The 14,316-nt window shown below is 69.1% G+C and carries 14 protein-coding genes and 1 pseudogene; 6 read left to right on the forward strand and 9 right to left on the reverse strand.

The genetic code is table 11. The features are described 5' to 3' along the window. Both ACZ5VD_RS38625 and ACZ5VD_RS38630 read left to right on the forward strand, forming a co-directional pair. Nucleotides 1-267, forward strand: a pseudogene (locus tag ACZ5VD_RS38625) (ABC transporter); the annotation flags it as partial. Next, a complete protein-coding gene (locus tag ACZ5VD_RS38630; protein WP_468553142.1) occupies nt 264-1,049 on the forward strand; it encodes an ABC transporter permease in 786 nt (261 codons plus the stop codon). The pseudogene ACZ5VD_RS38625 and the gene ACZ5VD_RS38630, both read left to right, overlap by 4 nt. Nucleotides 1,050-1,269: 220 nt before the next feature. On the opposite strand, the gene ACZ5VD_RS38635 is transcribed toward ACZ5VD_RS38630, so the two are convergent. Both ACZ5VD_RS38635 and ACZ5VD_RS38640 read right to left on the reverse strand, forming a co-directional pair. Beyond that, nucleotides 1,270-1,455 (reverse strand): hypothetical protein, encoded by a 186-nt coding sequence (locus tag ACZ5VD_RS38635; protein ID WP_468553241.1) that lies wholly within the window; start codon nt 1,453-1,455, stop codon nt 1,270-1,272. Nucleotides 1,456-1,619: 164 nt separating this feature from the next. Then, nucleotides 1,620-1,958 (reverse strand): winged helix-turn-helix transcriptional regulator, encoded by a 339-nt coding sequence (locus tag ACZ5VD_RS38640; protein WP_468553144.1) that lies wholly within the window; start codon nt 1,956-1,958, stop codon nt 1,620-1,622. A gap of 57 nt (nt 1,959-2,015) precedes the next feature. Between ACZ5VD_RS38640 and ACZ5VD_RS38645 the strand changes: the two genes are divergently transcribed. Together ACZ5VD_RS38645 and ACZ5VD_RS38650 are read left to right on the forward strand one after the other, a co-directional pair. After that, nucleotides 2,016-2,987, forward strand: a complete 972-nt coding sequence (locus tag ACZ5VD_RS38645; RefSeq protein ID WP_468553145.1) for an NAD(P)-dependent oxidoreductase — start codon at nt 2,016-2,018, stop codon at nt 2,985-2,987. 206 nt (nt 2,988-3,193) lie between these two features. After that, complete coding sequence (locus ACZ5VD_RS38650; RefSeq protein WP_468685131.1) at nt 3,194-4,039, forward strand: nitroreductase/quinone reductase family protein; 846 nt, start codon at nt 3,194-3,196, stop codon at nt 4,037-4,039. A 61-nt stretch (nt 4,040-4,100) separates the two neighbouring features. On the opposite strand, the gene ACZ5VD_RS38655 is transcribed toward ACZ5VD_RS38650, so the two are convergent. From ACZ5VD_RS38655 to ACZ5VD_RS38670, 4 genes are all read right to left on the reverse strand, one after another. Further along, nucleotides 4,101-6,155: a HelD family protein gene (locus ACZ5VD_RS38655; RefSeq protein WP_468685133.1), complete on the reverse strand. Its 2,055-nt coding sequence runs from the start codon at nt 6,153-6,155 to the stop codon at nt 4,101-4,103. Between the two features lie 73 nt (nt 6,156-6,228). After that, nucleotides 6,229-6,837, reverse strand: coding sequence for a TetR family transcriptional regulator (locus ACZ5VD_RS38660; protein WP_468685136.1), 609 nt, complete (start codon nt 6,835-6,837; stop codon nt 6,229-6,231). Between the two features lie 60 nt (nt 6,838-6,897). After that, nucleotides 6,898-9,099 (reverse strand): phosphotransferase, encoded by a 2,202-nt coding sequence (locus ACZ5VD_RS38665; protein ID WP_468685137.1) that lies wholly within the window; start codon nt 9,097-9,099, stop codon nt 6,898-6,900. Between the two features lie 160 nt (nt 9,100-9,259). Next, nucleotides 9,260-10,345 (reverse strand): phosphotransferase, encoded by a 1,086-nt coding sequence (locus ACZ5VD_RS38670; protein ID WP_468685139.1) that lies wholly within the window; start codon nt 10,343-10,345, stop codon nt 9,260-9,262. A gap of 255 nt (nt 10,346-10,600) precedes the next feature. On the opposite strand from ACZ5VD_RS38670, the gene ACZ5VD_RS38675 reads away from it, so the two are divergent. Continuing rightward, entirely contained in the window at nt 10,601-11,365 is a 765-nt protein-coding gene (locus ACZ5VD_RS38675; RefSeq protein WP_468685141.1) for an HAD family hydrolase, read from the forward strand. Here ACZ5VD_RS38675 and ACZ5VD_RS38680 read toward each other — a convergent pair. Beyond that, nucleotides 11,355-12,236 (reverse strand): GntR family transcriptional regulator, encoded by an 882-nt coding sequence (locus tag ACZ5VD_RS38680; RefSeq protein WP_468685142.1) that lies wholly within the window; start codon nt 12,234-12,236, stop codon nt 11,355-11,357. The two genes, ACZ5VD_RS38675 and ACZ5VD_RS38680, sit on opposite strands and share 11 nt — an antisense overlap. 170 nt (nt 12,237-12,406) lie before the next feature. Here ACZ5VD_RS38680 and ACZ5VD_RS38685 point away from each other — a divergent pair, with 170 nt between their 5' ends. Beyond that, a complete protein-coding gene (locus ACZ5VD_RS38685; RefSeq protein ID WP_468685143.1) occupies nt 12,407-12,589 on the forward strand; it encodes a hypothetical protein in 183 nt (60 codons plus the stop codon). Between the two features lie 30 nt (nt 12,590-12,619). On the opposite strand, the gene ACZ5VD_RS38690 is transcribed toward ACZ5VD_RS38685, so the two are convergent. Together ACZ5VD_RS38690 and ACZ5VD_RS38695 are read right to left on the reverse strand one after the other, a co-directional pair. Next, on the reverse strand, nt 12,620-13,420 hold the full coding sequence (locus tag ACZ5VD_RS38690; protein ID WP_468685144.1) for an HAD family hydrolase: 801 nt from the start codon (nt 13,418-13,420) through the stop codon (nt 12,620-12,622). After that, nucleotides 13,369-14,253 carry a winged helix-turn-helix domain-containing protein gene (locus ACZ5VD_RS38695; protein ID WP_468685147.1) on the reverse strand — a complete coding sequence of 295 codons (885 nt, stop codon included), beginning with the start codon at nt 14,251-14,253 and terminating at the stop codon, nt 13,369-13,371. The genes ACZ5VD_RS38690 and ACZ5VD_RS38695 overlap by 52 nt, the downstream gene beginning before the upstream one ends. Nucleotides 14,254-14,316 lie beyond the last annotated feature (63 nt).

Genomic DNA, 14,316 nt, shown 5'->3' on the forward strand with positions numbered 1-14,316 from the left:
GCCACCGCCCTGCGCGAGGTCACCCCCGACGACGAAGCCCTCTCCCTGAACATCCCCAGCGACGGCAGCCAGCGTGAACTGCGCTCCATTCTCGATCGGCTGGACTCGGCCGGCATCGAGGCGGACGAACTGACCGTGCACACCCCCGACCTCGACGACGTCTTCTTCGCCCTCACCAGCACAACCACCGACGCCACGACCACCACCACGCCCAACCAGGCCAACCAGGCCAACCAGGCCAACCAGGCCAAGGAGACCGTCCGATGAGCACCCTCGCCCTCGCCGTCCGCGACTCCTCCACCATGCTGCGCCGCAACCTCCTGCACGCACGGCGCTACCCGTCGCTCACCCTGAACCTGCTGCTCACGCCCATCATGTTGTTGCTGCTCTTCGTCTACATCTTCGGCAATGTGATGAGCGCGGGCATCGGCGGCACCGACCGCTCCGACTACATCGCCTACATCGTCCCGGGCATCCTGATGATGACCATCGGCGGCACCGTGATCGGAACCGCGGTCTCCGTCTCCACCGACATGAACGAAGGCATCATCGCCCGCTTCCGCACGATGGCGATCCACCGTGGGTCGGTGCTCATCGGGCACGTCGTGGGCAGCGTGTTGCAGTGCATCGCCAGCGTGGTCCTCGTCGGCGCCGTCGCCGTGGCCATCGGCTTCCGGTCCACCGACGCCACCGCCCTGGAGTGGCTCGCGGCGCTCGGACTGCTCGCGCTGTTCTCCCTGGCACTCACCTGGATCGCGGTCGGGATGGGCATGGCCAGCCCGAACGCCGAGGCCGCCGGCAACAGCGCACAGCCCTTGATCCTCCTCCCGCTCATCTCCAGCGCCTTCATCCCGGCCGACACCATGCCGGGCTGGTTCCAGCCGATCGCCGAGTACCAGCCCTTCACCCCCGCCATCGAGACCCTGCGTGGGCTCCTCCTCGGCACCGAGATCGGCAACAACGGCTGGATCGCCCTCGCCTGGTGCGTCGGCCTGACCGTGCTGGGCTACCGCTGGTCGACCGCGTCGTTCAACCGCGACCCGAAGTAACCCCGTGACAGCACGCCCCGCCTCCCGCACCTCGTCCCGCCCCAGGGCGGCGTACTCCGACACCGCGTCGGCGTACGCCGCCCCGTCGGCGTCCTCGCCCGCAGGACCGGCCCAGCGCATCCCGTGCCACATCCGGCGGGCCCGGCACCAGAAGACCCGCCCACGAACCCCGACGGGTCCCTCTACCGCCACCCGCGTGGCCGGGCCCTCACCCGCCTGCCTAGCTGGCGAGTTCCGCCGGTTCGTCCAGCCGGGTCAGCTTGTGCGGGTTCCTCGTCACGTGGACGCGGGTGCGCCGCCCGTCCTCCACCACGAGGCCCACCGCGACCGGTTCGCCGTCGACGTCGGCCCACTTCAGCCAGGACTCCTGTACCCCGTCCTCCGCGTCGGCCGCCGACCCGGGCATCTCGCAGGCGACCGTGAAGACACCGCCGGGCCCGCGTAGGTGACACCACCCGCCGCCGTACCCACCTTTTTGTGCGTACTTGGCACCGCCCGACGCACACCCGAGGCTGGTGTCAGTGCCAGGGCCGACACGGCCGGTACAGCCAACACGGCCGCGAACAGGCCTCAATGAGCCGCCAGTCTCTCCAGGCGGCGGTGGCCCCAGTCGGAGAGGGGAGCGAGTACCTCGGAGAGTTCCCGGCCGAAGTCGGTCAGGGAGTACACGGTCTTGAGCGGGAGTACGTCGTGCACCTCCCGGTGTACGAGCCCGTCCGCCTCCATCTCGCGCAGGGCCTGGGTCAGCACCTTCTCGCTGAGTCCGGGCAGCCGGCGGCGCAGCTCGGCCGGTCGGTGCGGGCCGGACTCCAGCAGCCACAGCAGTGCGGTCTTCCACTTGCCGTCGATCACGGCGATCGCGGCGGTCACTCCACAGACGTTCGGATCCTGAGCGCGTCCGCGCGTCATTCGCTCTCCCCCTTTTCGTTTCTGTCTTTCATCCTTCACGAGGAGTCGAGCCGAACCATGTCCACACCCACCGACCGGCCCTCCCCCACGAACCGGCCCTCCCCCACCGCCCGATCCTCCGCCTCCGACCAGTCCGCCCCCTCCGACCAGTCTGCCCTCACCGTTCTCGGGCTGGGCCCGATGGGCCGTGCCCTCGCCGGTGCCCTGCTGGAGGCCGGGCTGCGGATCACCGTCTGGAACCGCACGCCCGGCCGGGACGGCGAGTTGCTCGCCCGCGGGGCGACCGGCGCACCCTCCGCGGCCGAGGCGGTCGCGGCCAGCCCCCTGACCGTCGTCTGCGTGGTGAACTACGACGCGGCCGACGCGATCCTGCGGGACGCCGCCGTCACCGACGCCCTCAAGGGCCGCACCGTCGTGAACCTGACCGCCGACACCCCCGACCGCGCCCGGGCCACCGCCGACTGGGCGGCCACCCACGGCGTCCGCTACCTGGACGGCGCGATCATGACGCCGACCACCACCATCGGCACCCCGGACGCGGTGTTCCTGCACAGCGGCCCCGCCGACCTCTACCGGGAGCACCGCCCCGTGCTGGACGCGCTGGGCGGCACCCACACCCACCTCGGCGAGGACGTCGGCCGGGCGGCGTCGTACGACATCGCCCTGCTCGACCTCTTCTGGACGGCGATGGCGGGCTACGCGCACAGTCTGGCGCTGGCCCGCGCCGAGGGCATCACCGCCCGCGAACTCGCCCCCTACGCCCAGGGAATCGCCGCGATCCTGCCGCCGCTCATCGCGGAGATCGCGGCGGACGTCGACGACGCCACCTACTCCGGCGAGGGCAATCCGATCACCTCGGCGGTCTCCTCCATGTCCCACATCGTCCGGGCAGCCGAGTCGCACGGCATCGACGCGAGCGTGATGCGCGCCGCCGAGGGTCTCGCCCGCCGCGTGGTCGGCCTCGGCCACGGCGAGGACGGGTTCATGCGGGTCACGGAGCTGCTGGGGCGTACCGCGGGGAGGTCCTGAAATCCGGTGGTGGCGGGCGGGTGACGGCCGCTACTGTTGCCGCCATGACTGCCGGGTCGGCCTTGTGCCGTGAGCGAGTCGGGTACCCGGCCTCTGAGTGAGGCCGGGGTGGGCCAGGGGCCCGCCCTCTTCTCTGTGCGTTTCGTCAGCGCTTCACAGCGCTTCGTCAGGACGGAAACCAGCTACAGAGAAGGAAGAGAAGAGACTTGCCCAACGACTTCAACCGATCGGTCATCGACGAGTTCCGTGCCAACAAGGGCCGCATGGGCGGCTACTTCGAAGACGCCCGGCTGATCCTGCTCACCACCACCGGCGCCCGCACCGGCACCCCGCACACCACCCCCGTCGGCTATCTCCCTGACGGCGGTGAGCGCATCCTCGTGATCGCCTCGGCCGGCGGCTCGGACCGGCATCCGCACTGGTACGGCAACCTCATCGCGCATCCCCAAGTCACCGTGGAGAACGGCGCGTTCACCTACGAGGCGCGGGCCGAGGTGCTGGAGGACGAGGAGCGGGCGGAGGTCTTCGCCCGGGCCGTCGAGGCGGATCCGGGCTGGGCGGAGTACCAGAAGAAGACCGAGCGGGTGATTCCGGTGGTGGCCCTGTACGAGATCGCGCAGGACGGCCCGCCGAACTTCAACGCCGGCTCCATCGGCGAGGCGATCAGGGTCGTCCATGACGCCTTCCGCCGCGAACTCACGCAGATCCGCGAGGAGATGAAGGAGGCGACCGCGGGCGGATCCACCCTCGGCGCCCAACTCCGGGTCAACTGCCTGACGTTCTGCCAGGGCCTCCACAACCACCACACCGGCGAGGATCTCGGCATGTTCCCGGTCCTCGCCGACCGCCACCCGGAGGCAGCGCCCGCGGTGGCGCGGCTGCGCGAGGAGCACGGGAAGATCGCCGACCTCGTCGAGGACCTGCGCCGGGTCGTGACCGCGGCGAACCCGGATCCGGACACCGCCCGCGCCGAGGTCGAACGCCTGGCGACGGAACTGGAGGCCCATCTGGCGTACGAGGAGGCGGAGTTGATCCCGCTCCTGGACGCCTGACCCTGAGTTCGGGTTCGAGCCCGAAACCGAACCCGAAACCGGGCCCGAACATGGAGGCCTCCTAGAACGGCAACGGCCGCCCGTGCACCACCTCCAGCCGGGACACCGCCCGCGTGAGCACCACATACAGCCGGTGCAGCCCCCGCCGCTCCGCGTCCACGATCGCGGCGGGCTCGACGGCGACGACATGGTCGTACTCAAGACCCTTGACGAGGGTCGCGGGTACGACGCTCACGCGGGCGGCCGGCACGTCCGGGCCCGCCGCCTCGATCCCGGCCGCGTCGAGCGCCCGCCGCACCCGGTCCAGGTCGGCGTCGGCCATGACGACCCCGACGGACCCCTCGCGCGCCACCGCATCCCGCACGGCATCCACGACGGCCCTCATCAGACCCGCGGACCCCTCCCCATCCGTATCCGCGTCCGCTACCGCGCGGATCCTCAACTCCCCGTCCCCGCGCAGGGAATGCCCGGCCGGGACGTCGACGTCCAGGTGGGCGAGGAGCCGGTTGGCGAACGCCACGACGGCCTTGGGCACCCGGAAGCCGAGGGTCAGCGGTACGACGGTCGCGTCCGGTTTCCCCAGGTGGCGCAGGGTCTCGGGCCAGGACCGGGCCGCCCAGGGCGTGGTCCCCTGCGCGAGGTCGCCGAGGACGGTCAGCGAGCCGAAGGGGGCCCGGCGGGCGATGGCCCGGCACTCCATCGGGGAGAGGTCCTGCGCCTCGTCGACGACGAGATGACCGTAGGCCTGTGGATGCTCGACGAGCCCGGCGACCTCGTCGAGGAGGACGAGGTCGGCGGCCGACCAGCGCGCCGACTTCCACGACCGCGGCGGCCCGGCCCAGAGCAGGGCGCGCTGCTCGTCGGCGTCCAGCAGCCCGTCGGCGGCCTCCGCCAACACCCCGCTGTCGGTGAGGAGTTCGGCGACGACCTCCTCCGGTCTGACGTGTGGCCACACGGCGTCGAGGTACGCCCCGAGAGCCCGTGCCCGCGCGACCTTCTGCACCCAGGCGGCGTTCCGCGGCCCGGCCCGCCGCTCGGCGCGCAGTTGCACACACCGCACGGCCCGGCTGCGCACCCGTTCCCGCCCGACACCGTACGGCGGTTCCTCGGCCCGCACGTCGGCCACGATCTGAGCGAGTTCGGCGGCGGAGACCCGCCAGCGGTACGTCCCGTCGGGCACCTCGACGGAATCCGTACGGTCGGCCGACACCCGCGCGTACAGCGCCCGCCGCAGCACCTCGGCCATCCGTTCGTCGTGCTTGACGACGGCCGTCCGCTCGTCGTCGGTGCCGGTGACCGGATGCCGGGCGATCTCCTCCAGGAGCGTCGCCTGCCGGACGCCCGTCTCGCCCAGGGCGGGCAGGACCGCCGCGATGTACGACAGGAAGGTCCGGTTGGGTCCGAGGATCAGCAGGCCACCGCGCCGGATGCGCTGCGGGTGGGTGTAGAGCAGGTAGGCGGCGCGGTGCAGTCCGACGGCCGTCTTGCCGGTGCCCGGGGCGCCCTGCACGCACACCGATCGGGTCAGGTCCCCTCGTACGAGATCGTCCTGCTCGGGCTGGATGGTCGCGGCGATGTCCCGCATGGGTCCGACGCGGGGCCGTTCGATCTCGCGGGCGACGATGTCGCTGACCTGCGATTCTCCCTGGCCGAGGTGTTCGTCCTCCAGGCCGGTGAGGTCGCCCGAGGTGCCGGTGCTGCCCTGCGCCCAGCCGAACCGGCGCCGGACGGCGACGCCCTGCGGGTCGCGGTCGCTCGCCTGGTAGAAGGCGCGGGAGACGGGGGCGCGCCAGTCGACGACGAGGGGCGGGGCGGCGGGGTGCTCGCTGATCCGCAGTCGGCCGAGGTGGTAGCCCTGGCCCGCGTGCTCGCCGGTCGCGAAGTCCAACCGCCCGAAGAACAGCGGCCCTTCGGGCAGCTCCCGCATCTCCTTGGCCCGGCTGCGCAGCCGGTACCCGAGCACTTCGGCGTCGGCTCCGGAGGCGGAGACGTCCTCGCCGGTGACGACGTGTTCCCCGGCCCCGTCGACCATCGCTGTGAGGGCGGCGCGGCAGCGGTCGTGGTGGGCGCGTTCGTGGCGGAGGGTGTGGTGGAGGGAGGGGTCGGGTGCCGTCATTCCAGCGAGCGCACCCGAAATAACGTAACCGAGTTAAATTTATTATCCGGTTCCGTCAGGCGGGTCCCGCTGTTCAGGCGAACTCCGGCAGCCCGGCCTCCAACACCCCGAACGCCCGCTCCGCCGCGGCCACCGCGTCCCCCCGCACGTCCTCCACCCGTTCCCCGTCCGCGATCCGCCGCCAGTTCTCCAGCGCGAGAATCCGCCGCACGGCCGTGATCTGCCCCGCCGCCAGCCGCGCCTCCAACCCCCCGCCGAGCGCTTCGGCCAGCGCGGCCTCCGACCGTTCGAGATGGGCGTACATCCGGGCGACCAGCGACGGCGTCCCATAGAGCAGGGTGTGGAAGGCGAGCACCGCCGGATGGTCGTTGAGCCCGGTCACCGGATCAGACCGCTCCAGCCCGTCCAGGAAGTGCCGCCGCAGCGAGACGAGCGGCGCCCCCTCCCCCTGCGTCACCACCCGCGCCGCCTCCCCCTCGTGATCGGCGATCCGGTGCAGGACGAGATCCTCCTTCGCCGGGAAGTACCGGAACAGCGTCGGCTTCGAGATCTCCGCCGCGGCCGCCACCTCGGCGACGGACACCGCGTCGAACCCCTTCTCCAGGAACAGACGGATGGCGAGGTCGGAGACGACCTGGTACATCCGCTGCTTCTTGCGCTCGCGCAAGCCGATCTCAGCCATGCTCGTGAGCCTACGCACCTCCCGCTCGACCTCGTTTCACCGCGGCCGAGGTGACCGGGTCTAGCGCAGGGCAAAGGTGAAGTAAGGGTTCTCCGGCCAGCATGTCGGCAAGCCGAGTACGCCGCCGACCTCCAGGAGCGTGGTCGCGTACGAGTCCACGGCTCGGCGGACGTTGGGGGCGTCGAGGCTCTCCCCGGTCACCAGGCGGTCGAGATCGACGTACGCGGAGCGCACCACCTCAAGCCTTGAGTAGACGGGCCAGTCCGCGGACATGTTGCTCGTGAACTCGGGGGCCAGTCGGTGCCGCCAACGGTGGAGCATACGCTCGCGGGCCTCCTGGCAGGCCGGTGTCAGATGCATGTGGCGGACCAGGTCGTAGAGAGGATCTCCGACGAGCGCCATGTCCCAGTCGATGATGGTCAGAGCCAGCTCGTCGTCGCGGCGCACGAGGTTCCAGGGATTCAGCGCGCCGTGCAGGAGGGACGGTTTCCGGTGACTCACCTCGAAGGGGGCCAGAAGCTCGGCCAGCCGGTCCGCGTCGGGCAGCCCGAGGCTTTTGGCGAACTCCTGCGACTCCTTCGGCAAGTTCCTGACCAGCTCGACGAGTTGCTCCTTGAGCCAGTCACAGAAGGAGAAGCCCTTCAGGTACGCCATCGGGTCGACCTGGGCGGCGTCCACCTCGGTCAGGGCCGCGAGCTGGTCGATCAGCGCGTCGGCCTCCCAGGGGCGGAGTCCGTCGACGGGATGATCGGGCAGTGTCTCGCCCCGAGGCACCTCGTAGCTGTGGATGACGAACGGGCCCCGCAGCCGATCCGCGCCGAGCGCCAGGACGCGCGGAGCCGCCACCGCCAGCCGTGACTCCTCGATGATCCTCAGCACGGCGTGCTCACTGAGGTGGCTGCGTTCGGCCCGACGGACCTTGGTCAACCGACGCCGCACCACGACCGGATCGTCGGAACCCGGGACCTCGACCACCGTGTTCAGGTAAGTGGAGCCCTTGAGCACCTGTTCGGCGGGGGCCCTGGCTTCCCGAGCCAGAACCTTGCGGACGACGGAGAAGGGAAAGTCCGGGCGCTCCGGAAAACGCCTGTCCGGCTTCCATTCGTTCTTCGCGTCGGGGCGGATCCGCCGGCCGAGGCCCGGGCCCACTCGCCGCCTGGACTGCCACTGGCGCAGAATCCGCTCGATCTTCGCCCTGTCGGGCGTATTCCGCAGCTCCAGCGGGCCCGCACCGGCCTCCAGGGCCGCGGAGACGGCGGCGGTCGCGTCGTCCAGGCTCTTCTGGTCGTACGAGTTCTCCACGGACGTCGCGGCCCGCATGACGTCGGAATAGACGGACTGCGCCCGCTCGAAGTCCTCGTAGCGGGGCAGGTCCCTCTCCACACCGTAGGTGGCCTTGGGGCAGAACCTCAGCATGGCCTTCGTCCACCAGGCGATGACATCGTCCCGCTGCCCGACCGGGTACCGCATCCGGACCAGATGGGTCGCGAGATCGTGCAGGGGATCGCCGTAGGTCGCGAGTTCCCAGTCGGCACAGATGAGGGGCGGGTCGTTGTCGTACGACACGATCAGGTTCTCGCGGTGCAGGTCGGCGTGGAGCAGACTGAACGGACGTGAGGCCATGTCGGGTACGCGTTCGGCGAGGCGGACGAGAGCGTCCTCGGGTACCCCCAGGTCGGCGAACAGACCACGGAAATCGGGCCAGTTGGGCTGCCGGATCTGCTGGTCCGCCTCCTGGGCGAGCGTCTTCAGGAATCCCTGGCTGTCGCCGTCGGCGGGCCATCCCACCGGTACGCGAGGCAGCGCCGCCGAGGGCACCATGGCCATCTGCGCGAGCAGCGTGGTCAGCGCCTCGATGAGCACCGTGTCCACGGGCTTGCCGTACCGGCACATCGCGGACAGCGGCAACCCGCCCGCATAGCTGTGGATCGCGAAGCCGTCCCCTTCCAGCAGGCATTCAGGTGCATGGCGCAGCGCGCCTTTGACGGCGTCCAGGATCGCCTTCTCGTTCCGCCAGGTACGGATCACCACCGGCAGTGCGTCCTCGCGCCGGATCCGCACCATCACCGAGGTACCGGGCTCGCGGCCGACCAGCGGAGCCACGTCCTCCGTGAGCGGCAGTACGTAGTTCTCGTTGTGATGTCCACCGCTCGGCTTCCCGCTCTTCTTGGCACGCGCCACGAAGGCGCCGAGGACGTCGGCCTCGTCGGGGGTGGCAGGCTTCGCGAGAAGAACAGGGCGAGGGACGGGAGTTGCGCCCACAGGTCGCTCCGGTGTGATTGAGCTGACGGCAGAGCCGGATGCGCGCACATTAGTGCACGGCCCGACCTCCAGACACACGAACCTACAGTGACCGATGCCTCACACACCGCACGCGCCCCTCCCTGGAGGGGCAGAGCCTCGGCATCAGTTACCGCACAAATCAGGTGAGTTCGGCTGGTACGGCACCTTGTGTCCGGTTCCAGTGGACGAGCGCGGCCATGATCCGCGCGCGGCCCGGCACTTCGGCCAGCCCGAGGGTCTCGGCGGCGCCGTCCAGGACCGTCTGCAGTCTCTGGGCGGCGCGGGGGAGGCCGGCCCAGTTGAATCCCGTTCCCTCACGCAGCGACAGCGACACCCGCATGACGTCGGTGAAGACCGACTGCGTTTTCTTGAAATCGAGAATCAGTGGAAGATCGCTCTCCCAGCCGTACGAACTACCGGGCCGGATACGTTCGACGACCCTGCACCATTCCCGGGTCATACGGCGCTCCTGATCGGCCGTGTACCGCATGAGGTAGAGGTGCGTGGCAAGGTCGTAGAGCGGGTCGCCCAGCATGGCCAGCTCCCAGTCGATGGTCCAGAGTTGACCGCGTCCGTCGACGATGAAGTTCTTGCGGTGCAGATCCGCGTGCAGAAGGCAGAACGGGCGTTCCTTCAGCCCGGACACCCTCTTTCTGATCCGGCTGAAGCATTCGCTCTGCACGCCCAGTTCAGCGAAGAGCGCCCCGAACTGTGCGTGGTTCTTCTCGAAGACCTGCTCCTCGCTGAAGGCGATCAGGCGTTCCAGAAAGGCGTCACAGTCACCGTCCTCGGGGCGGTCCTTGTGCTTACAGCGCCGTTCCACTCCCAGCATGGCCGGAGTGATGTGCACCATCTCCCGGAACAGTTCGACGATCTGGTCGAAGACCGCTTCGGGAACGTGCCGGTTCCACAGGAGGTGCCGTCTGACGGTTCGCCCCTCGATGAACCCCTGCAGTCCCATTCCCTCGACGTCGAGGATTTCGGGGATGCGGGTGATCCGCCCCTGCAGAGCGCGGAGCAGTTCCTCCTCCGACTGGAAGCATCTTCGGTCGTACCAGAGGATCTCGGCGCGCGGCTCCCGGATCTTGACGATCCGCGTCCCGCCCGGCATGGGCAGCACGTACGTCTCGTGGTGGTACCCCTTGAGCGGGCCTTTGACCACACTGGAGCCGCCGCCCAGTTCGTTGGCGCGGCGCTTGGCACCGGAGACCAGTTGGGGAGTCATTCTCTGGGTTCAGCCCGTTCCGATGGAGCCGATGAAGTAAGGGACGGGGCACGTTACTCCACTGGCGCCGGGCATCGAGGGAGAACCCGTCCATCGGACCCTTCGGGTCCCCGTCACGGGCGAACCGGCGCACGCTCGACCGAGTACAGGGACGGATACGCATCCACGACCGCCCCCGGTCGTTTGTGAGGCGACACCCCCGGGACGGGCGCACAAAGCCCCGCGGGAGAGACTGTCGCGACGGCGAGGAGCCCCATGACAGACGCGATCGACGACCAGGACACCGTGTTACGCCTGCTCAGGCCGGCCAGAGCGGTGCTCTTCGACTTCGACGGACCGGTCTGCGACCTCTTCCGCGGAGTGTCCACCGCGGGCGTGGCGGAACAGGTCAAGCGGAAGGCCCGGCGAGGCTGGGGCCCTCTCGACACGGACGTCGAGGATTGCGACGACTCACACGGCATCCTCCGGCAGTTGAGAGACATGTACGACCGATCGGCTCCGGGGTCACGCGGCCGGCGCCCGCTCGACCTGGCCGAACGCGTCGTCGCCCGCCAGGAGGGGAAAGCCGTCAAGACCGCGCCGGCGGCGCCGGACATCGTCACTCTCGTCGACCTTCTGCGCGAAATCCCGGTGCGTCTGGTGGTGGTGAGCAACAACGCCGAGCAGCCCATTCGCAGATATCTCCAGCAGCGGGATCTGAAAGGGAAGTTCGAGGGTGTGTTTGGCCGCGACCCGGAGAACGCGGGTCTCATGAAACCTGATCCGCACTGCGTGAACCGCGCCCTGGAACACCTTTCACCTGGCGACGCCCCCTGCCTTCTGATCGGCGATCAGCTCACCGACCTCAAGGCCGCCCAGTCGGCCGGAACACCGTTTATTGGTTACACACAGGACAGTTCCCGCGCACGGCAGATGATGCGGGACGGAGCCGACGCCGTGGTCTCCTCCTACGCTCCCGTCATCGCGGCCACCCGAGAACTCCTGGCCTCCCGGCGGACGCCGACACCCGCTATTCGGTAAGCAGGTTCCAGACGGATTCGAACCACTCCTGCATGCTGTCCACGAACACCGTTCCCTGCGCGTAGGGATCGGGGTCCTTGACGTGATGGGTGAGTCCGGCGCTCACGCCCACCACGTCGAGGGCCGACTCGATCTCCCGGCCGTCGTCCAGCACGATGTTCCGCCGGTAGACCTGGTAAGGGCCGAGTACCGCCTCTACCCCGTTGAGCAGATAGAGCTTGAACTGTGGCATCAACGGGACTCGACGGATCGTCACCTCCGCTGAGGAGACCAGCCGTTCCGCCTCCAGATTGCGCAGGACCGAGCGGACGGACGAGGTGTGCCGCTGGGAGATGGCCAGGTAGCGGTCCCGCAGGAGTTCGTCGTAGACGCCGTCCTCGGTCCGCCAATAGGGCGTCGCCAGCGCCTCGGAGGGCAGCAGCATGCGCAGGGCGATGCGCTGCGGGGCAATCTCCTTGAGCCGTATCCGCTCCGCCTGGAGGCGGATGTGGGTGTCCAGCGACTCGGACGTCAACGTGAAGACGTCCAGCGTCACTTCGGGCTGCTCGAAGGCGTGGTCGACAAGGGGGCGCAGCGTGACCATGCGGTCGGGCTGCTTGCCGCTCGTCGGGGAGTGGATCCGCTGCACCTTGATCACCCTGGAGCCGCTGCCCTGCCGGGAGACGATCCAGCCCTCGTTGACCAGTTCTCGCAGTACCCGCTGGACCGTGTCCCGGGACACACTGAACTCCGCGGCGAGTTCACGCTGCGACGGCAGGAGCGACCCTTCGGGATAGACGCCTTCGGCCATCCGTGCCCGCAGGGCAACCGCGACGCGCTCGAACTCCTTGCCGCCGCCGTCGCCGATGGTGCCGATGGTGCTGCCACTCACACAGCGACCGTACCTCCCCCTTCCGCCAAGCAAACCAGTTTCAGTCAAATCCGTCCGTCAACTTGACTGCCAGTTAAGGGATCAACCAGTCCGGGAAGAACCAGATTGCGTCAACCAGTCCAATTGGACTGGAAGTTGATCGCTTCTCGGGAAGTGGATCTGGGGGAGTCATGGTCGTCATTCAGCTGTTGTCCGCCGTCGCCGCTCTGGGCATCGACCAGATGCTGCAGTCGCGCTACGGCGCGCTCGGTGTGCTGTGCCTGCTCCTCGTAGGGGTGGGCTTCCGGGCCCGCCACACGGCCTGCCTGTCCGCCGGGGCCGTGATCTTCGTTCTACTGATGCTGCAGGCCTAGGGCGGCCCGTCCGACGGTGCCTCCACCGGCTCAGGACTGCTCCAGGATCACCGCACGCACCGATTCCAGTGAGTCGACGATCGTCGTCGCACCCGCCTCACGCAGCAGTTTCGCCTTGTGTCCGTTACGCGCGTAGCCGAGGAACGGAACGCCGGCGCTGCGCGCGGCCAGGTAGTCCGAGGGTGCGTCGCCGATCATCAGGGCGGCGGAGGGCGCGGCGCCCATCGCGTTCAGGGCACGGTTGAGGCAGTGCGGGTCCGGCTTCAGACGCTGGAGGTCCCGAGTACGGCCATAGATGTGCGGCGTGAAGCAGGTCGCCAGGCCGCGGCCGGCCAAGTACTCGCGGACCACACGGGGGGAGTTGTTGGTCGTGATGGCCAGGCGGGAGCCGACCGCCGTCCAGGTACGGATCAGCGGGTCGGCGTACGCGGTGGGCATCGCCGAGGACGCGGCCCGCAGTTCTTCCTGGGTGAGACGTTCCTCCAGCTCCGCAACCAGGTCGCTGCCGGGATGCCGGCGGTCCACGGCACGCAGCACGACATGCGGGTCCACGGATCCGCGTTCCGTCTCCGTCAACAGCCCACGCAGGCCTCGCCCTTCCAGCCATTGCACGAGTCGGACGGCCACCCGCTCCGCCGAGTGCCCGGCGAACAGACGACAGATCGGACCGTCGAAGTCCCACAGGACAACGCGAGCAGGTCTGATCACTTCCCGGAGGTTCCCTGTGTCGTTCTCTGTCTTTTCCGTCACCGGATCAGTCTGCGTCGTATCAGAAGCCACTAGGAGAGTGTCAGGTCCGTCGTGATGGTTTCCCAGAGGGCGTTGAACCACTTCTGGGATTCCTCCACAAATGCGGCGTCGCGCTGGCCGGCCGCGCTGTCGAAGGAGAAGAGGAGGGACTCGGTGCCGAGGACGTCGTACATGTCGAGGGTTCCGCTGTCCGACAGTTCCTCGCGGCGGGTGACCATGTAGTACGCCATGAGGGCTTCCGCTTCGTTGAGGAGGTACAGCTTCACCGGCGGGGTGAACGGCAGGGCGCGGAACGTCACCTGCACGTCGATGCCGTGCGAGGAGCGCAGGGCGCGCAGGTTGTGGCGCAGGACGTGACCCTGGGCGTTGCGCTGGTCCAGCCAGCGCTGGTGGACCGGGTCGCCGTCACCGTCGCCGCCGTCGACCTGGACGGGGAAGGCCAGGTTGATGTCCCTGGACGGCAGCAGGATGCGGACCTCGATCGAGTCGGGCCGGACGCGGCCCTCGTGGACGAGCCGGATCGGCACGCTGAGCCCCATCATCAGCGTCTCCGCCGTCAGGCAGACCGCGTCGATCCGTACCTCCGGCGCGGCGAACGCCTCCGCCAGCCGTGGCGCCAGCCCCACCATCGTCGGCTGGGGCTCCTCGCGGGAGTCCTGGGTGACCTCCGCGATCCGCGGCGGGCTCCCCTTGCTCACGTTGCTGAGCAGCCCGTCCTCCTGGAGCACCCGCAGTGCCTGGCGCACAGTGCCCCGCTCGACGTTGAACTCCTCCGCGAGGTCCGCCTGGGTGGGGAGGCGCTGGCCCGCCTTGAGGTCACCCGCGCGGATGCGTTCGCGCAGGATGTCGGCGATTTCCTGGGGGGAGAGCCTTCTGCTGCCGTTCACTGCCACGTTCTCCTGGGTCACGACCAAACGCTACAACTGGGATCCATCCATGGGGAGTTGTTTGGAAGTTGTTTATAGGTACCTGCCAAG

The sequence above is a fragment of the Streptomyces sp. NPDC032822 genome (assembly GCF_055578825.1).